Source organism: Enterobacter sp. DC4, from assembly GCF_000568095.1.
GTDB classification, from domain to species: domain Bacteria; phylum Pseudomonadota; class Gammaproteobacteria; order Enterobacterales; family Enterobacteriaceae; genus Enterobacter; species Enterobacter pseudoroggenkampii.
The window spans coordinates 179,419-202,786 of sequence record NZ_AZUB01000006.1; the positions used below are offsets into that span (position 1 = coordinate 179,419).

A 23,368-nucleotide genomic window follows, 5' to 3' on the forward strand; every position below is an offset into this window, starting at 1 on the left:
TAAAGTAATGCTTTGTTAATCGGTTAGTGAGAGCACGATGTACGCACAGTATGACGGTTTGATCTTCGATATGGATGGTACTCTTCTGGATACCGAACCCACGCATCGTCAAGCCTGGACCGACGTCCTGGGCCGCTACGGTATGCGTTTCGACCTTCAGGCGATGATCGCCCTCAACGGCTCCCCAACCTGGCGTATTGCACAGGCCGTGATTGAACTGAATCAGGCCGATCTCGACCCGCACCTGCTCGCACGCGAAAAAACCGATGCGGTAAAAGCCATGCTCTTAGATACCGTACGTCCATTGCCGCTGATTGATGTGGTAAAAGAGTGGCACGGGCGTCGCCCGATGTCGGTGGGGACGGGCAGCGAAAGCGCGATTGCAGAGGCATTACTCAACCATCTTGGCCTGCGCCACTATTTCTCTGCCGTGGTAGCCGCCGATCATGTTAAACATCACAAGCCCGCACCGGACACCTTCCTGCTCTGCGCAGAATTAATGGGCGTCCCTGCGGCAAAATGTGTCGTGTTTGAAGATGCCGATTTCGGTATCCAGGCCGCGCGTGATGCTGGAATGGATGCGGTGGATGTGCGCTTACTGTGAGTGACGCGCTGTCACTCGCCTCATTATTCGCCAGCAGTTTTTTAAGCGCCACGCTGTTACCGGGCAATTCGGAAGTGGTGCTGGTGGCGATGCTGTTGTCCGGCGTGAGTCAGCCCTGGCTGCTTGTATTAATAGCAACAATGGGTAATAGCCTTGGAGGGCTGACTAACGTTATTCTTGGGCGTTTCTTTCCGCTGCGTGAAAAATCGCGCTGGCAGGAAAAGGCAGTCGGCTGGCTAAAACGCTATGGCGCTGCCACGCTGTTATTAAGCTGGATGCCTGTAATAGGCGATTTACTGTGTCTGCTGGCGGGATGGATGCGCATCTCTTGGGGACCGGTGCTCTTTTTTTTGTGCCTTGGCAAGGCGTTGCGCTATGTTCTCGTGGCGTGGGCAACACTACAGGGTATGACGTGGTGGCACTAATTGGTGGAATGAATACGCGACCTTCAATCGTCAACCATTACAATTATGCTGAGTAACATTACTTTGACAGGCGGGAGGTCAATTTGATCCCGGACGTATCTCAGGCGCTGGCCTGGCTGGAAAACCACCCTCAGGTATTGAAGGGTATTCAGCGTGGTCTTGAGCGTGAAACGCTGCGCGTTAACGCGGACGGTAGCTTAGCGACGACGGGTCACCCGAAGGCGTTAGGCTCGGCGCTGACACATAAATGGATCACAACCGATTTCGCTGAAGCGCTGCTGGAGTTCATCACCCCAGTAGAGGGTGATATTGATCATATGCTGACGATCATGCGCGATATCCATCGCTACACCGCGCGCAACATGGGCGACGAACGTATGTGGCCCCTCAGCATGCCGTGCTATATCGAGCAGGGGCAGGAGATTGAGCTGGCGCAGTACGGCACGTCAAATATTGGTCGGCTGAAAACGCTCTACCGTGAGGGGCTGAAAAACCGCTACGGCGCGTTGATGCAGACCATCTCTGGCGTGCACTACAACTTCTCGTTGCCGATGGCTTTCTGGCAGGCGAAATGTGGTGAAACGGATAAAGACGCGATCTCTGAAGGCTACTTCCGCCTGATCCGCAACTACTACCGTTTCGGCTGGGTGATCCCGTATCTGTTTGGTGCCTCCCCGGCGATCTGTTCTTCGTTCCTGCAGGGGAAACCGACCACGCTGCCGTTCGAGAAGACCGACTGCGGAATGTACTATCTCCCGTACGCCACCTCTCTGCGCCTGAGCGATCTCGGTTATACCAATAAATCGCAAAGCAATCTCGGTATTACGTTTAACGAATTGCACGAATATGTGGCAGGATTGAAGCGGGCGATCAAAACCCCGTCGGAAGAGTACGAGAAAATCGGCCTCGAAAAAGACGGCAAACGCCTGCAAATCAACAGCAATGTGCTGCAGATTGAAAACGAGCTGTATGCGCCTATTCGTCCTAAGCGCGTAACGCGCAGCGGTGAAACCCCGTCGGATGCGCTGCAGCGCGGCGGGATTGAATACATTGAAGTGCGCTCGCTGGATATCAACCCGTTCTCACCGATTGGCGTTGATGAACAGCAGATTCGCTTCCTGGATCTGTTTATGGTCTGGTGCGTGCTGGCGGATGCGCCGGAAATGAGTTCAGACGAATTGCTCTGTACCCGTACAAACTGGAACCGCGTGATTCTGGAAGGGCGTAAACCGGGTCTGACGCTGGGTATCGGCTGCGAAACGGCACAGTTCCCGCTGACCACAGTCGGCAAAGATCTGTTCCGCGATCTGAAGCGTGTTGCCCGGACAATGGACAGCATCGACGGCGGAGAGGCGTATCAACTGATCTGCGACCAGCTGGTGGAATGTTTTGATAATCCGGAACTGACGTTCTCAGCGCGCATTCTGCGTTCTATGATTGATCAGGGCATCGGTGGTACGGGGCGTTCACTCTCGGCGGAGTACCGTGAGATGCTGATCCAGGAGCCGTTAGAAGTGCTGAGCGAAGCGGATTTTGTAGCGGAACGCGATGCGTCCGTTGTGCGTCAGAAAGAGGTTGAAGCGGCGGATACCGAGTCGTTTGAGGCGTTTCTGGCGAAGCAGGCTTAAGCAGAAAAGAAAAAGGCCACATCGCTGTGGCCAAAATATACATCTCTGAATTCAGGGATGATGATAACAAATGCGCGTCTTTCATATACTCAGACGCGCATTCTGTAGAAGAGTTCAGTTTATTTTAAAAAAAATCACTATCGGAGGTGACGTATGCCGTTATTAGATAGCTTTACTGTCGACCATACCCGTATGGAAGCACCTGCAGTCCGCGTGGCGAAGACCATGCACACCCCGCACGGCGACACGATCACCGTCTTCGATCTGCGTTTCTGCGTGCCAAACAAAGAAGTGATGCCGGAGAAAGGCATTCATACGCTGGAACACCTGTTCGCTGGCTTCATGCGTGACCACCTGAACGGCAACGGCGTTGAGATCATCGATATCTCTCCGATGGGCTGCCGTACCGGTTTCTACATGAGCCTGATTGGCGTGCCTGATGAGAAGCGCGTCGCGGATGCCTGGAAAGCGGCGATGCAGGACGTTCTGAAGGTGAAAGAGCAGAACCAGATCCCTGAGCTGAACGTTTACCAGTGCGGTACCTACCAGATGCACTCTCTGGAAGAAGCGCAGGAGATCGCGCGCCACATCATCGAGCGTGATGTTCGCGTGAACAGCAACGAAGAGCTGGCCCTGCCAAAAGAAAAACTGCAGGAACTGCACATCTAGTATTGTGCCTGTGGATGCCCGGTGGCGCTTCGCTTACCGGGCCTACATTGTGTTGGTGCCTCCTTTGACCACAACCGCGACTTTCTCCTTTACCCATCGTCCCCTCGTTCCGTTCGCTCATGATTACGCTCATGGTGACAGCGAGCCGTGGCATGAGCACGACTGCGCGCAGCTGCTGCACACCCTGAGCGGTGTGGTTCGGGTGGATACCGCATCGGGCTGTTGGGTTGTGCCCCCAGGCCGCGGCGTCTGGCTGCCGGCGGGGACCCGCCACTCGCTTCGCATCACCGGCAACGTGGCGGCGCGAACGCTGTTTATCGATCCGCTGGCGCGGGCCGATCTCCCGGCCACTTGCCAGATCGTGCAGATCGCGCCGTTGCTGCGCGAACTGATCCTCGTCTCCCTTGCTTTACCTGAATCGTACTCACCCGGAAGCCGGGATGAGCGCGTCTATGAGCTCATTCTTGATGAAATCCGCACTATGCCGGTGCTGCCGTTTCACCTGCCGGAGCCGGAAAGTGAGGCGTTACGTCGCCTGTGTCTGCAAATCCGGCAAAGCCCGGGTGAAAGCTGGAGCAGCGCGCAGGCTGCGAGCATGATGAACATGAGCGAGCGCACCCTGAACCGCCATTTCCAGCAGCAGACGGGATTAAGCTACGGAGAGTGGCTGAGAAGGGCGCGCCTTCTGGAAGCCTTAGTGCGGCTGGCGGAGGGCCAGCCGGTATTGCGTGTGGCGCTGGATCTGGGCTACGGCAGCCACAGCGCCTTTACGGCGATGTTCCGCCGCGTGATGGGCGTCTCCCCCAGCGATTACTTTAAGAACGACTGACGGCGTTAAACAGCGCCTGAAGCGAGGCGCGCGCCACGTCGCTATCAATGCCCACGCCCCAGCGACTGTTGCCGTCCTGGAACAGGCAGCGGATGTAGGCCACCGAGCGGCTGTCGCTGCGTTCGCCTAACGTATGCTCGTGGTAATCCTTAATCACGAACGGGGCGGTGACCCAGCGGCTTAAGCCCTGAGCGGCGGCGGAGAGCAGACCGTTACCCTGGCCTTCCAGCTGACGCGTTCCCCCCTGCGTAGCGATGCTGGCCGTCAAACACAGCTGGCCATCCTGCTGGCTGTCGCTGCGGTAGGATTGCAGCGCAAACTGCGGCGTGGCCACCAGGCCGTAGCGAGTGCGGAACAGCTGCCACAGCGCATTCTGCGTCATCTCTTTTCCGTGACGATCGGTTTCCTGCTGCACGTGCTGGCTGAAATCCTGCTGCAGGGCGCGGGGCAGTTTCAGACCATGATTCTGTTCGATCAGCCACGCGCTGCCGCTTTTTCCTGACTGGCTGTTCACGCGGATCACCGCTTCGTAGGTGCAGCCAATATCCTGCGGATCGACGGGCAGGTAGGGCATCTCCCAGCGATCGCCTGGCCTGCGGGCATCAAAGCCTTTTTTGATCGCGTCCTGATGCGAGCCGGAGAAGGCGGTATAGGCCAGCCGCCCGGCCCAAGGGTGGCGCGGATGTACCGGCAGCTGATTGCAGGTTTCCACCACTTCCACCACCCGGTTCATATCGCTAAAGTCCAGATTCGGGCTAACCCCCTGGCTGTAGAGGTTCATTGCCAGCGTCACCAGGCAGACGTTGCCCGTACGTTCCCCGTTACCAAACAGACAGCCCTCCACGCGGTCAGCCCCCGCCATTACGGCCAGCTCCGCGCAGGCGACGCCGGTACCGCGGTCATTATGCGGATGCACGCTGATGCAGACATCGCGGCGGCGGCTAAAGTGGCGACAGAAATACTCGATCTGGTCGGCATAGACGTTCGGCGTGCTCACTTCGACGGTGGCGGGTAAGTTGATCACCATTGGCCGTTCGTCGCATGGCTGCCAGATCTCCGCGACGGCTTCACAAATCTCCAGCGCAAACTCTGGTTCGGTAAAGCAGAAGGTTTCCGGGGAGTATTCATACTGCCAGCGGGTGTCCGGGTTCTCTTCACACAGCTGACGAATAAGCCGCGTGGCGCGCGTCGCCAGCTCGACGACTTGCGCTTTCTCCATGCCGAACACCAGGCGGCGGAACAGCGGGGCGGTGGCGTTGTAGAGATGGACGGTGGCCTGCTTCGCGCCGCGCAGGGATTCAAAAGTGCGATGGATGAGATCTTCCCGTGCCTGAGTGAGCACCTGAATCGTCACGTCATCCGGGATGCGGTTTTCTTCAATCAGCTGACGAACAAAGTTGAAATCCGTCTGCGAGGCGGAAGGAAAAGCGACCTCGATCTCTTTGAATCCGCAGCCCAGCAGCAGGTCCCAGAACTGCAGCTTGCGCGTGCTGTCCATCGGCTCGGCAAGGGCCTGGTTGCCATCTCGCAGGTCGGTTGAGAGCCAGCGCGGCGCGCGGGTGATGCGTTGCTCCGGCCAGCGGCGGTCGGGCAGGGAAAGGGTCGGATAGGGTTGGTACTTGTCGGCGGGTGTGTTCAGCATGATGCGCTCCTGTTGTCTTTTCACTATCGTGAATCGATTTCAGGCGCGCTGCTTTATCGGAACTGACAATGGCTGTCGCGTTCTGGACACGGTGGCGATTGTTGCCCGGTGGCGCTGCGCTTACCGGGCCTACGAATGGTGGCCCGGTAAGCGTAGGCCGGGTAAGGCGTAGCCGCCACCCGGCAACTCGTGCACAGAACTAGTGCGCGCCACCGCCGCCGCTACCGGCGCCAAACGGTGGTTTAGCAAACCACACCAGCCCCAGCAGGACGATAAAGATCCCTGCCGATATCCAGAAAATCTCGTTGGCCGAGATAATCAGCCCCTGGTTGGTGATCTGCTGGGCAATCCACCCTGACGCCTGCTGCTCCGTCATACCCATTCCCTGAAGCTGGTTGTACATTTCGCGGGAGTTCGGGTTGAACGGGTTCACCGCTTCGGTCAGCTGCGCATGGTGCATCGATTCACGGTTAGTCCACAGGGTGGTGGTGATCGACGTACCGATGGAGCCCGCCAGCGTTCGCGTAAAGTTCGACAGGCTCGATGCCGCCGCCATGCGTTCAGGCGGTAAACCGGAAAGCGTGATGGTGGTCAGTGGCATAAAGAAACACGCCACGGCAAAGCCCTGAATAAACTGCGGCCACGCGGACGCGCCAAAGTCCATTCCCGGTTCGAACGTATACGCGCGCCAGTAGAAGCACACGGCGTACATGATAAAGCTGAACGTCACCAGCCTGCGCATGTCGAGCTTGTGGGCGAAGCGGCCAATAATCGGCGACAGCAGAACCGGAATCAATCCAACCGGTGCCGAGGCTAAACCTGCCCAGGTTGCGGTGTAGCCGTATACCTCCTGCAACAGCTGCGGCAGCAGTACAATCGCGCCGAAGTAGAGCATGTAGGCGAGGCTGATACACAGACAGCCAATGGTGAAGTTTCGCGACTTAAACAGCGACAGGTCGACTATCGGGTTATCGTCCGTCAGCTCCCAGACAATCAGGAAGCTCAGCGACACCACCGCGACAATCGTCAGGATGATGATCTCCCGGGAGTTGAACCAGTCCAGCTCTTTGCCCTGGTCGAGCATGACCTGCAGGCTACCGATGCCGATAACCAGCAATGCCAGACCAATGGCGTCGATACGCCGCTGTTCCGTCCGGGTTTCTCTGCCGCGCAGCGTCTGGAGCGTCAGCATTACCACGATGGCGCCAATCGGTACGTTGATGAAGAAGATCCAGCCCCAGTGATAGTTGTCGCTGATATAGCCGCCTAAGATAGGCCCGCAAATCGGGGCGACAATCACGGTCATTGACCATAGCGCCAGCGCAATTGAGCGTTTGGCGGGCGGGTAGTTGTTCAGCAGTAAACTCTGCGACAGCGGAATCAACGGCCCGGCGACAATCCCCTGAATAACGCGGAAGAATATCAGCATCGTCAGGCTGCTGGACATGCCGCACGCCCAGGAGGCAAGAACGAACAATACCGTCGACCAGAGGAACAGCTTCACTTCACCGACGCGCTTTGCCAGCCAGCCGGTAATCGGAATGGAGATGGCGTTTGCCACCCCAAACGAGGTAATGACCCAGGTCCCCTGGCTCAGCGACGAGCCAAGGTTACCGGCGATGGTCGGGATCGCCACGTTCGCGATGGTGGAGTCCAGCACCTGCATGAATGTCGCAAGAGAGAGCGCAATGGTCATGATGACCAGCTGCGCCCCTTCCAGCGGTTTTTGCGGCTTTTGCTGTTGCATAACGCTCACCTTCGGATTAACCGGCGTTTGCCTTCACGATGTCATCGATCAGCTTGTTGACCGGATCGAGGCTAATTTCACGGGCGTTGCTTTCATAAGCCGGGCTGCTGCGAACCTGGCTTGCCAGGATCTGACCGTCGCGGTTGGCGGTGTCGACCGTCACCAGCGTAGAGAGGCCGATACGCAGCGGGTGATCCGCCAGCTGTTTGGCATCCAGCTCAATACGCACAGGCAGACGCTGAACCACTTTGATCCAGTTACCGGTGGCGTTTTGCGCAGGCAGCAGGGAGAAGGCGCTGCCGGTCCCCATATCCAGGCCGACCACTTTACCGGTGTACTTCACGTCATCGCCGTAGATGTCGCTGACAACCGTCGCGGTCTGGCCGATACGCATATGGGCAAGCTGCGTCTCTTTAAAGTTAGCGTCTACCCACAGATTGTCTGCCGGCACGACCGCCATCAGCGGCGTGGTTGGGCTAATCTGGGCCCCTGGCTGGACGGAGCGACGGGAGACATAGCCGGTCATCGGGCTGACGATTTTAGTACGCTGCAGGGCAAGCCACGCGTTACGCACTTCGGTCGCCGCCTGCTGAACGGCGGGCTGGTTTTCCAGGCTGGTGCCCAGCACCATCGCCTGGTTGGCGTTGTACTGTTGAATGGCCACATCCAGCTGTGCCTGAGCGCTGGCCACGGCATCGCGGGCGTGCTGCAGCTCTTCACGGCCAATCAGGTTAGCCGTGCCGAGCGGCACGCGGCGGTTCAGGTCGCTCTGCGCCTGCGCCAGTGCCGTTTTCTGCACGTCGATGTTGGCCTGCAGCTGTTTGCTGTTGATCATCAGCTGGCGGGTCTGACGGACGCTGGAGGCCAGCGCGGTCTGTGCTTTTTCAAACGCCTGCTGGGCGTCGGTTGGATCGAGGGTCACCAACACATCGCCTTTTTGCACAAAGTCGGTATTGTCAGCCCAGACTTTCGTCACGCTGCCCGACACCTGCGCCATAATTTGTACCTGGTTCCCTGCCACGTACGCGTCGTCAGTCTCTTCAGTATGACGCAGTACTAAAAACCAATAGATCCCATATGCCACGGCAATAATGATAAAGAGCAAGGTCAACAGAAGAAGGGCGCTCTTACGTTTGCCTTTCTTGTTGCCCGGCTGCTGCGGGGTAGTGCTCTCCGCATTTGCGCTCATTGTAGTTCTCCACGATCTTCTTATTTTCACATCGGCTGAGCCGACCTGTTGTCAGAAAGGCCAGCAGTGTGACGTGCTGGCCTGTCGGTTTTCTTATGAATCTGGAATGGTGAGCGTGTCGTCGCGTTAGCGCAGCGCCTCAAGAACGGCGCCGTCTTCATCCATCTGGTCAAGACGGGTGAGCAGCTTGCGAGTGATGTGCTCAAGCTGGTCGCGCTCGGCGGTGCTGAGGACAGACCAGAGTTTGTGCAGGCAATTGTGCTGAGGTGGCAGCACCTCGCGCAGGAACTGGTGACCTTTATCGGTCAGTTGCAGATGCAGGCAGCGGCGATCGTTGTCGCTTTCACGGCGCTCAATCCAGCCACGCTTTTCGAGTTCATCGGCAATACGGGTCGCATTGGTACGGGAAGAGCCCAGCGCGCAGCTCAGTTCGGAAGGCTGAATGCTGTGATTTTCCTGAGACTCCAGCGTAATCAACGCCATAAACAACGTCTCGTTAATCCCTTGAGCTTTCAGCATTTTATTACGGTTTTCCAGTAGCTTACCCTGCATGTGCATGCACAGGCGAGTCAGCAGGATTTCCTGGTACGGGAAGTCCTCATGGCGACTGGCGCGGAATTTAAGCATTTGTTCAATGGGCGTAAACGAACTATCCATTTGGGCATAACCTCATTAATTACAGCCGATATAGTAACGATGGTGACAAATAATGTAAATGAATTATTTGTGCGGTTATATCCGCCAAATCAATGTCACCATCAGAAAGCGCCGGGTAAGTCCGTGACCCGGTGAGCACAGAAAGCGTAGGGTGTGAACCCGCTGAAGAGAGGATGTGAGGACGGGGGTCTGAACTATTCATGCCGATTGTAAATATGTCACCCACATTAAAATTTCTGGGATAAATGATTACGTTTACATTAACAGAGTGAAAGGCCTCTTAACACCCTAAGAGGCCAACGCAATGTAAAACTTAGTGAATTGCATCCTGGCGATGGTAACCACGCCACCATACTAGCAGGTTAAGGGTGGCGACGATGGCCCCGATCGCACATACCCCCGACCAGCCTGCATGCTGCCACGCCGACGCTGAAATGAGCGAACCCGCCGCGCCGCCAATGAAGTAGCTGGTCATGTAACCGGCCGTCAGGCGGTTACGCGCCTCTGGCTTCACGCGATAGATGACGGTCTGATTGGTGATGTGAACGCCCTGAACGGTGAGATCGAGCACCAGGATGCCGACGATCAGCGCCAGCACCGAGACGTGCCCGTACCAGATTGCCGCCCAGGAGAGCAGAAGTAAAATCAGCCCTGCGGAGGTGGTCAGGTGGGATTTACCCTTGTCGGCCAGCCCGCCTGCGGGACGTGCGCCCAGTGCGCCTGCGGCACCGGCCAGACCGAACAGGCCAATCACCCCTTCGGAATAATTGAACGGCGGCGCTGCAAGCAGAAACGCCATCGACGTCCACAGAATGCTGAAGTTGGCGAAGGTGAAACAGCCCAGCAGGGCGCGGGTACGCAGAAGCTTATCCTGGGTGAACAGACTGAAAACGGAGGCCAGAAGCTGCGGGTAGTTCAGGTGGTTTTCCTGCTTCACTTTTGGCAGCCCGCGCCACAGCGCCAGCGCCATGATGACCATCAGTACGCTCGCTACCCAGTATACGGTGCGCCAGCCGCCGAGGCTTGCCAGCAGGCCGGCAACGGTACGCGCCAGCAAAATCCCCAGCAGCAGGCCGCTCATGATGGTGCCCACCACCTTGCCGCGTTTTTCCGGAGAGGCGAGGGTCGCGGCGAGCGGGACCAGGATTTGCGCCACCACGGAGAACAACCCCGTTAGCGCGGTACCGACGATCATCATCGTCAGCGACTGGCTGCTGGCGGTGATCAGCATCCCACCGGCGGCCAGCAGTGTCATGGACACGATCAGCATTCGGCGTTCAAACATATCGCCGAGCGGCACCAGGAACAGCAGTCCGGCGGCATAGCCGAGCTGTGCAGCGGTAACGATAAAGCCTGCGGAGCTGGCGGAGAGATTGAACGCGCGGGCGATGGTGTCGAGAAGAGGCTGCGCGTAATAGTTGCTGGCGACCGCCAGACCCGTTGCCACGGACATTAAAAGGATGAGTGCGGGGCTAAGCCCTTGAGTGGTTTTTGTCATTAGTTTCAGGAATCGTTAGTTGAGTGATTATTTTTCCGGAAACCATAATAGCTAATGATTGTGAATGTTGGGGGATTGTTATGTGTGTGTTTGTGCGGTTAATCCCCTCACCCCAGCCCTCTCCCCAAAGGGGAGAGGGTGTATAAAGTCCCCTCTCCCCTTTGGGGAGAGGGTTAGGGTGAGGGGCAGGGGGTTGTTTTTACTTCTGCGCCGCAAGCGCCTCTTTCACCCAGCCGTCAAACTGCTGCTGGTGGGCTTTGATCCAGCCGTCCACGTGGCCTTTCACATCCGCTTCGGAGGATTTACCCGCGTGCATCATCGCGTTCTGGGCGTTGATGTCCGCCAGCGGCAGCTTCATCACCGAGAACAGCTTCGCCGCTGCCGGGTTTTTCTCGGCCCAGGCTTTGTTCGCCACGATATGCATGGTGTTCACCGGGAAGCCGTAGTTCATGCCGTTCGGCAGCTTGGTGTCAATGTCTTTCTGCTCGCCCGGCAGGGAGGAGAACGGCACCTGCAGCCACACCACGTCTTTACCCGGCTTCAGCACGTCGCTCACCCAGTACGGCGTCCAGGTGTAGTAGATCACCGGTTTACCCTCTTTGAAGCGGGCAATGGTGTCGGCCATCATCGCCGAATAGTTGCCGTGGCTCACGTCGACCGTTTTCGCCAGATCGAAGGCTTTGTTCTGGTGGTTAATCACCGCTTCACAGCCCCAGCCCGGCGAGCAGCCCATCATGTCGGCCTTGCCGTCACCGTTGGTGTCGAACAGTTTGGCGATCTTCGGATCTTTCAGCTGTTCAATGTTGGTGATGTGATACTTATCGGCGGTTTTCTTGTCGATCAGATAACCCTGCGCCGCGCCGGTCACGAAGGTGCCTTCGCGGTAGAATTTCTTGTCGCCACCGGCGGCGGCATACATATCGTCGTGCAGCGGCTGCCAGTTCACCGCGGTGAAGGTGGCGTCACCGGAAGCAATCGAAGTGTAGCCCACGTTGTAATCCACTTCGCTCGGCGTGTTAACCGTGTAGCCCAGCTTCTCCAGTGCGCGGCTGACGATCAGCGTCTGGAAGCTCTCTTCCGAAATGGTGCTCTGCACCGGCTGCACGGTAATGCCTTTACCCGGCAGGTCAGCCGCGAACGTGCTGGTGGAGACAAGGGTAGCAAACGCTGTGGCAAAAAGTACGTTATGTCGCATCGTTGTTCCTTATTTTGATTTCGTGAAAGGGCGGGTGAGTAACCCGACCGGGCCGGTGGTATACCAGCGACGGTTGCCGCGACTGCGTGAATCACGACCGACGGCCTGGGTCAGGCGGTCAAGAATAATGGCGAGGATGACAATCCCGACGCCGCCGACGGTGGCCAGCCCCATGTCGAGGCGGCCTATGCCGCGCAGCACCATCTGGCCCAGTCCGCCAACGGCGATCATCGAGGCAATCACCACCATTGAGAGTGCCAGCATCAGCGTCTGGTTAACGCCCGCCATGATGGTTGGCATGGCCAGCGGGAGCTGAACTTTAAATAGCATCTGGCGCGGGCTGGCACCGAACGAGCGTGACGCCTCGATCAGGTCCGCAGGCACCTGGTTGATCCCGAGAATGGTCAGACGAATAATCGGCGGCAGGGCGAAGATAATGGTCACCACCACGCCCGGCACGTTGCCGATGCCGAACAGCATGACAATCGGCACCAGATAGACGAACGCCGGGGTGGTCTGCATTGCATCCAGCAGCGGACGAATTATCTTCGCGGCCCGCGGGCTGCGCGCCAGCCAGATCCCCATCGGCAGGCCGATGACGATGCAGAAGAGCAGGGCGGTCAGCACCAGTGCCAGGGTTATCATCGCCTGCGACCACGCGCCAATCGCGCCAATGGCAATCAGCGAAATCAGCGTGGCGATCCCCATCCCGGCGCTACCAAACTGCCAGGCGATCAGAGAGAACAGGATAATGGCGACCGGCGCTGGCATGCCCAGCATCAGCTGCTGGAAGCCGTTCAGGATGTAATCCACCGGGATGCGGATCCCCTGGAAAACCGGACGGAAGTGCGTCACCACCCAGTCGATCCCCTCCGTCACCCAGCTGTCCAGCGGGATCAGCGTTTTATGGAACGGATCCATGATGTTGAAGTGTTCTGGCGCAGGCGCGGGTGTGCTATTGAGCCAGTCTGCCGCGCCGCCGCCGTCGGCAGGAGCGGGCGTGGAACCCCACGCGTCGGCGGATTGTGCAGCGCTGTCCGCTGCTTCAGTGGTACCCCACGGGTTAGTTTGGTCAGCCATTGTTTGCCCCCTCGCGATCTAAAGCCTGCAGCAGCATCCGTTTTGAAATGATGCCGACGTACTGTTGTTCCTCGCCCACGACCGGCACGGCGCACGGCGCCTGACCCACGTGAGAGAGCAACTCGCTGAGCGGCGTTTCGGCGTCCACGGCAAGCGGAGCGTCAATTAACGCCGCATCGATTCCCTGGTTCTCAGTGAGAGCCGTTTTCAGGGAGTCTATGGAGACAACGCCAACAAATTTATTGCCGCGTTCAACCAGATAACCGTATTCACGGTCTTCGTCCTGCAGCAGCTTCAGCGCCGAGCGCGGGCCAAAGCCTGGGGTTTTACGAATAATGCCGTTTGGCGTTCGACGGGCAATATCTTTGGCGCTAAAGACCTGGCTAATATCCACGCCGCGGAAGAAGGTGCGCACATAATCATTTGCCGGATTATTGAGAATTTCATCCGGCGTGCCGACCTGCACCACTTCACCGTTTTGCATAATGGCAATACGGTCGCCAATACGCATGGCTTCATCCAGATCGTGGGAAATAAAGACAATCGTTCGCTGATGTTTAGCCTGTAATTTTACCAGCTCATCCTGCATCTCGGTGCGAATTAACGGATCGAGGGCGGAGAAGGCTTCGTCCATTAATAATATGTCTGGATTAATGGCTAATGCGCGGGCTAATCCCACGCGCTGACGCATACCGCCGGAAAGTTCATCCGGGTACGCATGCACATAATTTTCCAGCCCGACCTGACGCAGTGCATCCAGGGCTTTTTCCTGACGTTCCTGAGCCGGCGTGCCGGCTAATTCCATGCCGAAAGCGGTATTATCCAGCACCGTCATGTGCGGCATTAGCGCGAATGACTGGAACACCATTGCGATCTTCTTTCTGCGCACCTCGCGAAGCTCGGCGTCTGATATTCTGGCGATATCCACGCCGTCAATCAGCACCTGTCCGCGGGTGGGTTCAATCAGGCGATTGAGAAGGCGAACCATAGTGGATTTACCCGAACCGGATAATCCCATGATGACAAAAATCTCGCCTTCTTCAATGGCCAGACTGGCGTCTTTAACGCCAAGCGATAGCCCGGTTTTTTCCAGAATTTGCTCTTTCGTAAGGCCTTTCTCAATATATTTGAATGCGCGCTGCGGATGCTCGCCAAATACTTTATAAAGATTTTTCACTTCTAATTTAATTGCCATGCAATAGAGAGTGTCCTGTTATTTGTTTATGCCGATATGATTACCATGGTAAATTGTTAACGGGCATAACCCTAACATACTGAGAATCTGAGACAACCCTGGGTTTGCTTATGACATGAATTTTCATGGAAGCGAAACGGCTGAATTTCCCATGAGTAAAGGGCTGAGCGCGATCTGAATTTTTCTCAATTTTTTGCTGCTGCATCGGGAAATTTCGCCTGAAATGGAATGATTCAGGCGAATATGACGTGGAAATTACAGTGTAGTTGCTTTGTAAATATTAGAGAGGGAATTGTTGGGTTTATATTAAATTAACGAACGTTAACGTTCATTAAAAATCCCAGTCTTCATCCTCGGTTTCTACCGCTTTGCCCATCACGTACGACGAACCCGACCCGGAGAAGAAATCGTGGTTTTCGTCGGCATTGGGCGACAGCGCGGCCAGAATCGCCGGGTTCACCTCCGCCATCTCCGGCGGGAAAAGCGCCTCGTAACCCAGGTTCATCAGCGCCTTGTTGGCGTTGTAGCAGAGGAAGGCCTTCACGTCATCCTCCCAGCCGGTGCCGGCGTAGAGTTCCTCGGTATAGCTCAGCTCGTTGTCGTACAGATCCATCAGCAAATCGAGCGCAAAGCCTTTAAGCTCCTCGCGCTTTGCCTCGCTGACTTTCTCCAGCCCTTTCTGATACTTATAGCCGATGTAATACCCGTGCACCGCTTCATCACGAATGATGAGCCGAATCAAATCGGCGGTGTTGGTGAGCTTGCCCCGGCTCGACCAGTACATGGGCAGCCAGAAGCCAGAATAGAAGAGGAACGATTCCAGAAACACGCTGGCGATCTTCTTCTTCAGCGGCTCGTCGGCCCGATAATACGTCAGCACCAGCTCCGCTTTTCTCTGCAATGACTCGCTCGCTTCACTCCAGGCATAGGCCGCGTCGACGTCTTTGGTCTGGCACAAGGTGGAGAAAATCGAGCTGTAGGAGCGGGCGTGCACCGCCTCCATAAAGCTGATGTTCGACATTACCGCCTCTTCGTGCGGCGTCAGCGCGTCACTCATCAGAGCCGGTGCGCCGACGGTATTTTGAATGGTGTCGAGCAGCGTCAGGCCGGTAAAAACGCGGATCGTCAGCTGCTGCTCGGCGTGGCTCAGCGTTTGCCAGGCCGGAATATCGTTGGAGAGCGGGACCTTTTCCGGCAGCCAGAAGTTGCTGGTCAGGCGGTTCCACACCTCCAGGTCTTTGTCGTCCTGGATTTTGTTCCAGTTAACGGCACTCACGCGTGACAGTTTCATCCTTTCTCCTTACAGCGCGCAGGACACGCAGCCTTCAATTTCGGTGCCTTCCAGCGCAAGCTGGCGCAGGCGAATGTAGTAGAGCGTTTTGATGCCTCTCTTCCAGGCGTAGATCTGCGCTCTGTTGATATCCCGCGTGGTGGCGGTATCCGGGAAGAACAGCGTCAGCGACAGCCCCTGATCCACGTGTTTTGTCGCCTCCGCGTAGGTATCGATGATTTTTTCCGGCCCGATCTCATACGCGTCCTGATACAGCGCCAGGTTCTCATTGGTCATAAACGGGGCAGGGTAGTAAACGCGCCCGGTTTTGCCTTCCTTACGAATTTCAATTTTCGATACGATCGGGTGAATGCTCGAGGTGGCGTGATTGATATAGGAGATCGAACCGGTTGGCGGCACCGCCTGCAGGTTCTGGTTGTAGATGCCGTAGCGCATCACGTCGTCACGCAGCTGCAGCCACATCTCACGCGTGGGGAGGGTAATCCCCGCGCGAGCAAACAGTTCGCACACTTTTTCGGTTTTCGGCTGCCAGTCGCCTTCCAGATACTGGCTGAAATATTCCCCGCTGGCGTAGCGGGACTGCTCAAAGCCCGCGAAGCGCTGGTCGCGCTCGCGCGCCAGCATCATTGAGGTGTGCAGCGCGTGCCAGGTGACGGTGTAAAAATAGAGGTTGGTGAAGTCCAGTCCTTCCAGACTGCCGTAGGCGATGCCTTCCCTCGCCAGATAGCCGTGGAGGTTCATCTGCCCCAGCCCGATGGCGTGCGACGCGGCGTTGCCCGCTTCAATAGACGGCACGCTGCGGATGTGGCTCATGTCCGACACCGCCGTCAGCCCGCGAATGGCGGTTTCTATCGTGCGGCCAAAGTCGGGTGAATCCATGGTGTGGGCGATATTCAGCGACCCGAGGTTGCAGGAGATGTCTTTGCCGATCTCCGCGTAGTCCAGGTTTTCGTCGTAGGCTGACGCGCTATTGACCTGCAAAATCTCCGAGCACAGGTTGCTCATGTTGATGCGCCCGGCAATCGGGTTCGCGCGGTTCACCGTATCCTCAAACATGATGTACGGATAGCCGGACTCAAACTGAATTTCGGCAAGCGTCTGGAAGAAATCGCGGGCGTTGATGGTTTTTTTGCGTATGCGATCGTCGGCCACCAGTTCGTCGTAGAGCTCGCTGATGGCCACGTCGCCAAAGGCCTTGCCGTAAATTCGCTCGATGTCATACGGCGAGAAGAGCGCCATCTCGGCATTCTCTTTGGCGAGCTTAAAGGTGATATCCGGGATCACCACCCCCAGCGACAGGGTTTTGATACGGATTTTTTCGTCGGCGTTTTCGCGTTTGGTATCGAGAAAACGCAGAATGTCCGGATGGTGCGCGTGCAGGTAAACCGCGCCCGCGCCCTGGCGCGCGCCAAGCTGGTTGGCGTAGGAGAACGCATCTTCCAGCATCTTCATCACCGGGATCACGCCGGAGGACTGGTTTTCGATGCGCTTGATCGGCGCGCCCGCTTCACGCAGGTTAGAGAGCAGAAACGCCACGCCGCCGCCGCGTTTGGAAAGCTGCAGCGCCGAGTTCACCGCGCGGCCAATCGACTCCATATTGTCTTCGATGCGCAGCAGGAAGCAGGAAACCAGCTCACCGCGCTGGGCTTTGCCGCAGTTGAGAAAGGTTGGCGTGGCGGGCTGGAAGCGTCCGGAGAGGATCTCGTCGGTGAGCTGTTCCGCCAGCGCTTCATCGCCCTGTGCCAGGGTCAGCGCGACCATCACCACGCGATCTTCAAAGCTTTCTAAGTAGCGTTTACCGTCGAAGGTCTTCAGGGTATAGCTGGTGTAGTATTTCCACGCGCCAAGGAACGTCTGGAAACGAAAGCCGCTGGCGTGGGCGCGTTCAAACAGCTTCACGACGAAGGCGCGTTCGTAGCGGGTGAGGACGCGCGCGTCGTAGTAGCCCTCGTTAACCAGATAGTCGAGACGTTCATTCTGGCTTGCAAAAGTCACGCTGTTGGGCCGCACGTGGGCGGCAAAAAAGGCGTCCACCGCCTCATGGTCTTTATTAAACTGAATGCGTCCCTCCCGGTCATAGAGGTTAAGCATGGCGTTTAATGCGTGGTAATCCGGCGTCGCCTGTATTACCCGTTCTGCGGTTGTCGTTGCCAAAATTCGTTCACTCCTTTACGCACGTTTTCGACGTCCTGCTGCGTCCCCATCAGCTCAAAGCGATAGAGATACGGCACGCCGCACTTTTGAGAGATGACATCTCCGGCGCGGCCAAAGGCATCGCCGAAATTGCGATTCCCCGCCGCAATGACGCCGCGGATCAGCTCCCGGTTATGGGGATCGTTCAGAAAGCGGATCACCTGGCGAGGCACAGCGCCCGCCGTACCGCCTCCGCCATAGCTGGGCACCACCAGAATGTAAGGTTCCTCTACCCGGATCCGCTCCCGCTCGTTAAGGGGAATGCGCACCGCAGGCAGCCCGACGCGCTCAATAAAGCGGAGCGTGTTTTCCGAGCTGCTGGAGAAGAACACCAGCCCACTCATGCCCGGGCGGCCTGCGCGGCGATGCGGTTGATCATGTCCGGGCGGAAGCCAGACCAGCTGGTCTCCCCGGCCACCACCACCGGAAGCTGACGGAAACCCTGCGCGCGAAGGGTATCGGCGGCCTCGGGCTGCTGGTCAATATTCACCATCTCAAACGCCACGCCGCGGCTTTCCATTGCCCGTTTGGTCGCGTGGCACTGAACACAATCGTTACGAGTGTAAATAATAATACTCATGATTCGTATTTCCATTTAAAATGAGATAACGGCGCGAGTCATCGCGTCAGGTTGTGTGTGTCTTGCTAAAAGGAATACTAGATGTAGTTGTCTTAAGTTTCAACCATACAAGATATGGGAAATTTAGATTGATGTTGTCCCGATGATGAGCACAGCTGGGCAGGGCAGGCTACACGGGTTTTACAGGCGAGAAGGCAAAGAAAAGCCCCGGCAGCCATTGGCCACCGGGGCAGATAACGGTGCGTGAGCGGGTTATTTACGCAGGCTAAGCAGAGCGCCCACAAAGATACCGACGGCCGCTACCGTGCCGAGCGTACAGAGCGGTTTCTCGCGCACGAAGGTCGTTGCGCAGCTGACCGCATCGCAGGCAGCCTGTGTCGTACGCGTGCGGCCGTTTAAGCGCGCGCGGGTTTCACGGAGCAGAGACTGAGCCTTACGCTTTGCGGCATCCGCTTCGTCCTTCGCGTCACTTCCCCAGGACTTCAGCACCTCTTCCAGCGTGTCCGCTAATTGGCTGACATCATTACGAATATCCTGAGCGTCGTCATTAATATCGTTTCGGTTCGGTCTGTTAAACATACGATCCTCCGTAATTTTGTGTTCCCGTTCAGTTTAGTTCAGAAATTTAATATCTGAAGCCCATCACGCGTTATCCGGCAGTTTATGGATTATTCTGAAAGCCCTGCTAATGCTGAATACTGTAAGGTTGCCGGGCAGGAAAAGATAACGAGGAAAAGATATGTATTTACGACCTGATGAGGTGGCGCGCGTTCTTGAAAAAGAGGGATTCACCATGGATGAGGTGACACCAAAAGCGTATGGATATCGCCGTGGCGATAATTATGTTTACGTTAATCGTGAAGCAAGAATGGGACGTACCGCTCTCATTATTCACCCGACGCTGAAAGACAGAAGTCTGTCATTTGCTGAGCCTGCCTCGGATATTAAAACCTGCGATCACTATCAGCAATTTCCGCTCTATTTGGGCGGTGAACGGCATGAGCATTATGGTATTCCGCATGGCTTCAGTTCACGCATGGCGCTGGAGCGGTTTTTGAAGGGACTGTTTGGCGACGTACAGTAAATTCGCGACTGGCGTGCGCCAGTCGCTTCACATCACGCTTTTGCCTGACTGTACTGGCTGACTTTAAACAGGCGGCGGCAGTAGTCGAGGAAATAGCCGTATACCGCACCCATCAGCATTGAAATCACAATATTCGAACTGACCGCCGCAGCGATCTGGTGCCAGTCTGCACCCACTGTCAGCAGAATGGCCACGTAAACCGGCGACTGGAACGTTACATAGGCCAGAACGTCCGCCAGGTTTTTCACCCAGCCTGCGGGGCTGATACGACGCGCAAAACGCATGACGGCATCGCGGTATAAGCCGTAAGGCCATGCAATAATTATATTGACCGGGATCGCCACCAGACGAGAAGAAAGTGACTGCTCGAAGGACATTCCGGAGAGGAATATTTCGATCAGCATGTTCACAACGGAACAGTAGACAACCATCGCGAAAGTATCCGCCACGGCATGGCGAAGGCGTGATTGCGGTGAGAACATGTCTGAACTCCTTGAGAAGAACACAAAAGAAACGATTTTCCTGAAGCGATTAGTGCTTTAGGTTGGTTTGTTTGACGTGTATAGAGTATATCTCTGTGTTTGAACTAACAACTAGTGATTAATTTTTATTTAATCGCCTTTTGTCCACAAAATTCTCTAAAAGTGATTGTTTTTTATGCGGTTCGTTATAATCTGTCTCGGTTGGCTGTTTTTTCAGGTAAATCATATGGTTGGTGTTTATGGCGCCAGCGTGAGAATCGTTCCTCTTGTGCGAGGCGTAGAATGCTGAAATTTTGATTAAAGTTGACCATTTATATTGATGCGATGATTGAATCCATGCGTATCCCGCAGGCGTTATAAGATAATATTCGCAGTGATATTTAAACATATTTACGCTACTGGCAGGGCGGCCCCATGGGTAGATATTTCAGCGGAAATGAATTATTCTGTCGACGATTTATCTATTTACCCTAAAGAGAAGGTTTTCAAATAATATGTCTTTGACGTTACAGAATCTTAATAATATCCGAACTCTGCGCGCCATGGCGCGTGAATTATCCCTGGACGTTCTTGAGGAAACGCTGGAAAAGGTCAGGGTCGTTACTGAAGAGAAACGGAGTGAGCTGGCGGAATTAGAGCAGCAGCGTGCTGAACAGCAGGAAAAAATTAATGCCCTGCTGGAACTGATGAAAGCCGATGGTATTTCACCGACTGACCTTCTGGGCTCTGAAAGGGCGCTGACGGGTAATCCAGCGAAAAAGCGCAAGCCGCGTGAAGCAAAATATCGTTTTATTGACCAGAACGGTGAAGAGAAAACGTGGACCGGCCAGGGCCGCACGCCGAAGCCTATTGCCAACGCGCTGGCAAACGGTAAATCGCTGGATGATTTTCTGATCTGACAGGTGAGCCGGGCGGTACACGCCGCCCGGCTGGCTGTTCAGCAGACGCCGAAATCGCCTTCTTCGGTATACGGCGCCACATCGGCAGCTTTCAGAGTATATTTCTCGCCTTGCTCATTGCTGGCCTGAACCGCCACAATGCTGTCACCGTTCACTTCGAGCACTTTCAGTTTCGGGCCGCCTTTACGCGGTTGCACATAATCACCGACAGAAAACATATTACCTCCTCATCGTTTTAGCGACCTTCACCTTAGCCCACGCATGACGCCGGGTACAGCGTATTTCACCGATTACTGCTTATGAGGTACGCCGGTTCCAGGGCATTACCCTGAGCAGTCGCGCCATACCGCAAAAGCCCGTCACACCGGCGAACAGCAGTCCGGCTCCGACAAAACCGCTGAGCAGGAAAAAAGCGCCGGAGACGCTATAGCCCAGCACCACGCCGCAGAGAATGAGCAGCCCGGCAGCAATTTGCACCTGACGCATCAGCGGCAGCGGCTGGGATTTGTCTTCGACGGTAGGCAGCCCGGCCTGCTTCCAGCCCTGAATACCCCCATCGACCACAAATGCCTGAGCGGGCGCGGCGGCCTGCGCAAGGCGGTCGGCATTGCCTGAGGTGCGGGCACCAGACTGGCAGTGAAAAATCACCGTATCCCTCGCCTGAGCGTTAAGACCGCCGGGGAAGGTATCCAGCGGCACGGACTGCGCGGCGGGAATATGCTCGCGGGCGTACTCGTCGGCATCACGAATATCAATCAGTTTTGCGCCTTCAGCGATGCGGGCGCTGGCCTCGCGTGGTGAAATAAGGGGAAGTGACATGGCGGCTCCTTACGGGCAATAAAGGGTTTTCAGGGTGCTGATGAGCTGACGCACCGCATCGTTTTTAATGAAATAGAGAATGCGCTGCGCGTCGCGGGTGCTGTCGATAAGACCTTCATCACGCATGCGCGCCAGATGCTGCGACGTGGCGGAAGGACTTAGCCCCGTCGCGCGGGCCAGTTCCCCCGCGCTGGTGCCGGGGGCGCCGCACAGGGTGCAGAGGATCAGCAGCCGACGCGGGTTGCTCATCGCTTTTAAAAGGTTTGCGGCCTGCTCTGCGCTGGCCTGAAGCTGTTCGAGTTCGGTCATGGTAGTTTAGTGTTTTCTTAATTAAGATAATGCTAAAGTAATTGTGCACTTTACGCCAGCGTCAAAAGCGTAAAAGAGGGTAAACGCAGGGGAGAGAACTGGCGCAGACAGGTAAACTGGCTATGCTTAGAGATAGTTCTCTTTATTATTTTCAATGGATTAGCTTGCACGGAGTTTTGATATGGGTTTTTGGCGTATTGTTTTTACCATCCTGTTGCCGCCGCTGGGCGTGCTGTTGGGCAAAGGTTTCGGCTGGGCGTTTATTATCAACATTATTCTGACGCTGCTGGGCTACATCCCGGGTCTTATCCATGCCTTTTGGGTTCAGAGTAAGAACTAAGCACGCCAGAGTAAGTCGCTGTAGATCCCGGTCAGCACGCCCTGGGGGCCAAACTGCTGTTTGATCCAGCGCGTGACCTGGCCGGTCGCGGCATGCTGCGTGGCGAGCAGCATGCGCGAATCCTGACGCGGGTTATTGATACGCCGCGTCACCAGCAGCCCGTCTTCCACCGCTTCCCGCGCCATATACTCCGGTAAAAAACCTATCCCTTCGCCCAGGATCTGACACTGGCATTTGGTATTAAAGTCCGGCACCAGAATGGCTTCCTGTCCGTGCAGCAGCCAGCCGACCTTCTTGTTAATGGTGTGCGCAGTATCTTCCACCATGATGTTGGGGTACAGGCGCAGCTGGCTCTCCGCTATCGGTTCCGGGACGAAGGCCAGCGGGTGTTCCGGCGCGATGGCAAAGACCCAGCGGATGGCGCCGATCTCGGTGTAGTCAATCCCGCCGCCGTCGAGCAGCGTGTCCGGTGCGCCGATGGCGATATTGGCCTGGTTGTTGATGATGGAGTCCCACACGCCGTTATAGACCTCCGTGGTGACGGTGATCTGGCAGGTGGGAAACTGCTTTTTCAGCACCTGCAGAAGCCGCGCGGTATGGCGCGGCGTATACAACAGCTGGTTAATACAGATGCGCACCCGCGCCTCGATGCCCTGTGAGATGGTATCAATCCCGCGCTTGATGGCGTGAAAGTCGTTAAGCAGGTCGGTGGCCTTACGGTAAAAGTAAAAGCCGGACTCGGTCAGCTCAATGCTGCGCGTGTTACGCACAAACAGCACCACGTCCAGCCCGGTCTCCATGCGCTTAATGGTGTAGCTGATGGCGGACGTGGTGACGCCCAGCTCGGCGGCGGCTTTGCTGAAGCTGCCGAAGCGTGCGGCGGCAGTAAAGGCCAGCAGGTTCTCTTCGGTAAAGATGGAATTCATATCTCACTCCCTTCAGCCATCAGTTTTGAACATATTTTAACAGCGTTGTTACAACGCATTTGAAGCCGATCACAGTTCTGACTCTTT

At 56.3% G+C, this 23,368-nt stretch carries 26 protein-coding genes; 8 read left to right on the top strand and 18 right to left on the bottom strand.

The genetic code is table 11. The features are described from left to right. The first annotated feature begins 37 nt into the window (after positions 1 to 37). From yqaB to P349_RS06485, 5 genes are all read left to right on the top strand, one after another. The gene (gene yqaB, locus P349_RS06505; RefSeq protein ID WP_032648006.1) at positions 38 to 604 is read left to right on the top strand and encodes a fructose-1-phosphate/6-phosphogluconate phosphatase; all 567 of its coding nucleotides are present in this window, start codon (positions 38 to 40) and stop codon (positions 602 to 604) included. After that, positions 601 to 1,029, top strand: a complete 429-nt coding sequence (locus tag P349_RS06500) for a YqaA family protein (RefSeq protein ID WP_008499541.1) — start codon at positions 601 to 603, stop codon at positions 1,027 to 1,029. Before yqaB ends, P349_RS06500 begins: the two co-directional genes overlap by 4 nt. A gap of 83 nt (positions 1,030 to 1,112) precedes the next feature. After that, complete coding sequence (gene gshA, locus P349_RS06495) at positions 1,113 to 2,657, top strand: glutamate--cysteine ligase (protein WP_032648004.1); 1,545 nt, start codon at positions 1,113 to 1,115, stop codon at positions 2,655 to 2,657. 153 nt (positions 2,658 to 2,810) lie between these two features. Next, the gene (luxS, locus tag P349_RS06490) at positions 2,811 to 3,326 is read left to right on the top strand and encodes an S-ribosylhomocysteine lyase (protein WP_024907693.1); all 516 of its coding nucleotides are present in this window, start codon (positions 2,811 to 2,813) and stop codon (positions 3,324 to 3,326) included. A gap of 64 nt (positions 3,327 to 3,390) precedes the next feature. Next, the gene (locus P349_RS06485) at positions 3,391 to 4,155 is read left to right on the top strand and encodes an AraC family transcriptional regulator (RefSeq protein WP_032648181.1); all 765 of its coding nucleotides are present in this window, start codon (positions 3,391 to 3,393) and stop codon (positions 4,153 to 4,155) included. Here the strand turns inward: P349_RS06485 and leuA are convergent. The 13 genes from leuA to P349_RS06420 all read right to left on the bottom strand — a co-directional run bounded on the left by leuA (position 4,142) and on the right by P349_RS06420 (position 19,001). Continuing rightward, positions 4,142 to 5,797, bottom strand: a complete 1,656-nt coding sequence (gene leuA / locus P349_RS06480; RefSeq protein ID WP_032648002.1) for a 2-isopropylmalate synthase — start codon at positions 5,795 to 5,797, stop codon at positions 4,142 to 4,144. The two genes, P349_RS06485 and leuA, sit on opposite strands and share 14 nt — an antisense overlap. A 199-nt stretch (positions 5,798 to 5,996) precedes the next feature. Next, complete coding sequence (gene emrB, locus P349_RS06475) at positions 5,997 to 7,544, bottom strand: multidrug efflux MFS transporter permease subunit EmrB (protein WP_024907690.1); 1,548 nt, start codon at positions 7,542 to 7,544, stop codon at positions 5,997 to 5,999. Positions 7,545 to 7,560: 16 nt separating this feature from the next. After that, positions 7,561 to 8,733 (bottom strand): multidrug efflux MFS transporter periplasmic adaptor subunit EmrA, encoded by a 1,173-nt coding sequence (gene emrA, locus P349_RS06470; protein WP_032648001.1) that lies wholly within the window; start codon positions 8,731 to 8,733, stop codon positions 7,561 to 7,563. 126 nt (positions 8,734 to 8,859) lie between these two features. Continuing rightward, complete coding sequence (gene mprA / locus P349_RS06465) at positions 8,860 to 9,390, bottom strand: transcriptional repressor MprA (RefSeq protein ID WP_023333174.1); 531 nt, start codon at positions 9,388 to 9,390, stop codon at positions 8,860 to 8,862. 313 nt (positions 9,391 to 9,703) lie between these two features. Continuing rightward, positions 9,704 to 10,888: an MFS transporter gene (locus tag P349_RS06460; protein ID WP_032647999.1), complete on the bottom strand. Its 1,185-nt coding sequence runs from the start codon at positions 10,886 to 10,888 to the stop codon at positions 9,704 to 9,706. A 199-nt stretch (positions 10,889 to 11,087) separates the two neighbouring features. Further along, positions 11,088 to 12,083, bottom strand: a complete 996-nt coding sequence (proX, locus tag P349_RS06455) for a glycine betaine/L-proline ABC transporter substrate-binding protein ProX (RefSeq protein ID WP_032647997.1) — start codon at positions 12,081 to 12,083, stop codon at positions 11,088 to 11,090. Between the two features lie 9 nt (positions 12,084 to 12,092). Then, entirely contained in the window at positions 12,093 to 13,163 is a 1,071-nt protein-coding gene (gene proW / locus P349_RS06450) for a glycine betaine/L-proline ABC transporter permease ProW (protein ID WP_032647995.1), read from the bottom strand. After that, the gene (gene proV / locus P349_RS06445) at positions 13,156 to 14,358 is read right to left on the bottom strand and encodes a glycine betaine/L-proline ABC transporter ATP-binding protein ProV (protein WP_032647993.1); all 1,203 of its coding nucleotides are present in this window, start codon (positions 14,356 to 14,358) and stop codon (positions 13,156 to 13,158) included. Before proV ends, proW begins: the two co-directional genes overlap by 8 nt. Positions 14,359 to 14,689: 331 nt before the next feature. Continuing rightward, positions 14,690 to 15,649, bottom strand: coding sequence for a class 1b ribonucleoside-diphosphate reductase subunit beta (nrdF, locus tag P349_RS06440; RefSeq protein WP_032647991.1), 960 nt, complete (start codon positions 15,647 to 15,649; stop codon positions 14,690 to 14,692). Positions 15,650 to 15,658: 9 nt separating this feature from the next. After that, entirely contained in the window at positions 15,659 to 17,803 is a 2,145-nt protein-coding gene (nrdE, locus tag P349_RS06435) for a class 1b ribonucleoside-diphosphate reductase subunit alpha (RefSeq protein ID WP_032647989.1), read from the bottom strand. Then, positions 17,776 to 18,186, bottom strand: a complete 411-nt coding sequence (nrdI, locus tag P349_RS06430; RefSeq protein WP_032647987.1) for a class Ib ribonucleoside-diphosphate reductase assembly flavoprotein NrdI — start codon at positions 18,184 to 18,186, stop codon at positions 17,776 to 17,778. The genes nrdE and nrdI overlap by 28 nt, the downstream gene beginning before the upstream one ends. Continuing rightward, positions 18,183 to 18,422, bottom strand: a complete 240-nt coding sequence (nrdH, locus tag P349_RS06425; RefSeq protein WP_008502570.1) for a glutaredoxin-like protein NrdH — start codon at positions 18,420 to 18,422, stop codon at positions 18,183 to 18,185. Before nrdH ends, nrdI begins: the two co-directional genes overlap by 4 nt. Positions 18,423 to 18,674: 252 nt before the next feature. After that, positions 18,675 to 19,001 carry a DUF883 domain-containing protein gene (locus tag P349_RS06420; RefSeq protein ID WP_008502569.1) on the bottom strand — a complete coding sequence of 109 codons (327 nt, stop codon included), beginning with the start codon at positions 18,999 to 19,001 and terminating at the stop codon, positions 18,675 to 18,677. 160 nt (positions 19,002 to 19,161) lie between these two features. Here P349_RS06420 and P349_RS06415 point away from each other — a divergent pair, with 160 nt between their 5' ends. Next, positions 19,162 to 19,506 carry a DUF2002 family protein gene (locus P349_RS06415; RefSeq protein WP_024907681.1) on the top strand — a complete coding sequence of 115 codons (345 nt, stop codon included), beginning with the start codon at positions 19,162 to 19,164 and terminating at the stop codon, positions 19,504 to 19,506. A 32-nt stretch (positions 19,507 to 19,538) separates the two neighbouring features. Here P349_RS06415 and alaE read toward each other — a convergent pair whose 3' ends face one another. Further along, on the bottom strand, positions 19,539 to 19,988 hold the full coding sequence (gene alaE / locus P349_RS06410; RefSeq protein ID WP_008502567.1) for an L-alanine exporter AlaE: 450 nt from the start codon (positions 19,986 to 19,988) through the stop codon (positions 19,539 to 19,541). A 494-nt stretch (positions 19,989 to 20,482) separates the two neighbouring features. Between alaE and stpA the strand changes: the two genes are divergently transcribed. Beyond that, complete coding sequence (gene stpA / locus P349_RS06405) at positions 20,483 to 20,887, top strand: DNA-binding protein StpA (protein WP_024907680.1); 405 nt, start codon at positions 20,483 to 20,485, stop codon at positions 20,885 to 20,887. Positions 20,888 to 20,925: 38 nt separating this feature from the next. On the opposite strand, the gene P349_RS06400 is transcribed toward stpA, so the two are convergent. From P349_RS06400 to P349_RS06390, 3 genes are all read right to left on the bottom strand, one after another. Continuing rightward, complete coding sequence (locus P349_RS06400; protein ID WP_023308920.1) at positions 20,926 to 21,105, bottom strand: hypothetical protein; 180 nt, start codon at positions 21,103 to 21,105, stop codon at positions 20,926 to 20,928. A 79-nt stretch (positions 21,106 to 21,184) separates the two neighbouring features. Next, complete coding sequence (locus P349_RS06395; protein ID WP_032647985.1) at positions 21,185 to 21,706, bottom strand: rhodanese family protein; 522 nt, start codon at positions 21,704 to 21,706, stop codon at positions 21,185 to 21,187. A gap of 9 nt (positions 21,707 to 21,715) precedes the next feature. Continuing rightward, positions 21,716 to 22,015 (bottom strand): ArsR/SmtB family transcription factor, encoded by a 300-nt coding sequence (locus P349_RS06390; protein ID WP_032647983.1) that lies wholly within the window; start codon positions 22,013 to 22,015, stop codon positions 21,716 to 21,718. 181 nt (positions 22,016 to 22,196) lie between these two features. Here P349_RS06390 and P349_RS06385 point away from each other — a divergent pair, with 181 nt between their 5' ends. Further along, the gene (locus tag P349_RS06385) at positions 22,197 to 22,355 is read left to right on the top strand and encodes a YqaE/Pmp3 family membrane protein (RefSeq protein ID WP_032645235.1); all 159 of its coding nucleotides are present in this window, start codon (positions 22,197 to 22,199) and stop codon (positions 22,353 to 22,355) included. Here P349_RS06385 and P349_RS06380 read toward each other — a convergent pair. Continuing rightward, positions 22,352 to 23,281, bottom strand: a complete 930-nt coding sequence (locus P349_RS06380; RefSeq protein WP_032647981.1) for a LysR substrate-binding domain-containing protein — start codon at positions 23,279 to 23,281, stop codon at positions 22,352 to 22,354. The two genes, P349_RS06385 and P349_RS06380, sit on opposite strands and share 4 nt — an antisense overlap. Between the last annotated feature and the right edge of the window lie 87 nt (positions 23,282 to 23,368).

What these genes read in the sequence shown, in the direction of transcription:
- yqaB (WP_032648006.1), top strand. Translation starts at nt 38, where the DNA reads ATGTACGCACAGTATGACGGTTTGATCTTCGATATGGATGGTACTCTT.
- luxS (WP_024907693.1), top strand. Translation starts at nt 2,811, where the DNA reads ATGCCGTTATTAGATAGCTTTACTGTCGACCATACCCGTATGGAAGCA.
- leuA (WP_032648002.1), bottom strand. Translation starts at nt 5,797, where the DNA reads ATGCTGAACACACCCGCCGACAAGTACCAACCCTATCCGACCCTTTCC.
- emrB (WP_024907690.1), bottom strand. Translation starts at nt 7,544, where the DNA reads ATGCAACAGCAAAAGCCGCAAAAACCGCTGGAAGGGGCGCAGCTGGTC.
- emrA (WP_032648001.1), bottom strand. Translation starts at nt 8,733, where the DNA reads ATGAGCGCAAATGCGGAGAGCACTACCCCGCAGCAGCCGGGCAACAAG.
- mprA (WP_023333174.1), bottom strand. Translation starts at nt 9,390, where the DNA reads ATGGATAGTTCGTTTACGCCCATTGAACAAATGCTTAAATTCCGCGCC.
- P349_RS06460 (WP_032647999.1), bottom strand. Translation starts at nt 10,888, where the DNA reads ATGACAAAAACCACTCAAGGGCTTAGCCCCGCACTCATCCTTTTAATG.
- proX (WP_032647997.1), bottom strand. Translation starts at nt 12,083, where the DNA reads ATGCGACATAACGTACTTTTTGCCACAGCGTTTGCTACCCTTGTCTCC.
- proW (WP_032647995.1), bottom strand. Translation starts at nt 13,163, where the DNA reads ATGGCTGACCAAACTAACCCGTGGGGTACCACTGAAGCAGCGGACAGC.
- proV (WP_032647993.1), bottom strand. Translation starts at nt 14,358, where the DNA reads ATGGCAATTAAATTAGAAGTGAAAAATCTTTATAAAGTATTTGGCGAG.
- nrdF (WP_032647991.1), bottom strand. Translation starts at nt 15,649, where the DNA reads ATGAAACTGTCACGCGTGAGTGCCGTTAACTGGAACAAAATCCAGGAC.
- nrdI (WP_032647987.1), bottom strand. Translation starts at nt 18,186, where the DNA reads ATGAGTGGGCTGGTGTTCTTCTCCAGCAGCTCGGAAAACACGCTCCGC.
- nrdH (WP_008502570.1), bottom strand. Translation starts at nt 18,422, where the DNA reads ATGAGTATTATTATTTACACTCGTAACGATTGTGTTCAGTGCCACGCG.
- P349_RS06420 (WP_008502569.1), bottom strand. Translation starts at nt 19,001, where the DNA reads ATGTTTAACAGACCGAACCGAAACGATATTAATGACGACGCTCAGGAT.
- P349_RS06415 (WP_024907681.1), top strand. Translation starts at nt 19,162, where the DNA reads ATGTATTTACGACCTGATGAGGTGGCGCGCGTTCTTGAAAAAGAGGGA.
- alaE (WP_008502567.1), bottom strand. Translation starts at nt 19,988, where the DNA reads ATGTTCTCACCGCAATCACGCCTTCGCCATGCCGTGGCGGATACTTTC.
- stpA (WP_024907680.1), top strand. Translation starts at nt 20,483, where the DNA reads ATGTCTTTGACGTTACAGAATCTTAATAATATCCGAACTCTGCGCGCC.
- P349_RS06400 (WP_023308920.1), bottom strand. Translation starts at nt 21,105, where the DNA reads ATGTTTTCTGTCGGTGATTATGTGCAACCGCGTAAAGGCGGCCCGAAA.
- P349_RS06395 (WP_032647985.1), bottom strand. Translation starts at nt 21,706, where the DNA reads ATGTCACTTCCCCTTATTTCACCACGCGAGGCCAGCGCCCGCATCGCT.
- P349_RS06390 (WP_032647983.1), bottom strand. Translation starts at nt 22,015, where the DNA reads ATGACCGAACTCGAACAGCTTCAGGCCAGCGCAGAGCAGGCCGCAAAC.
- P349_RS06385 (WP_032645235.1), top strand. Translation starts at nt 22,197, where the DNA reads ATGGGTTTTTGGCGTATTGTTTTTACCATCCTGTTGCCGCCGCTGGGC.
- P349_RS06380 (WP_032647981.1), bottom strand. Translation starts at nt 23,281, where the DNA reads ATGAATTCCATCTTTACCGAAGAGAACCTGCTGGCCTTTACTGCCGCC.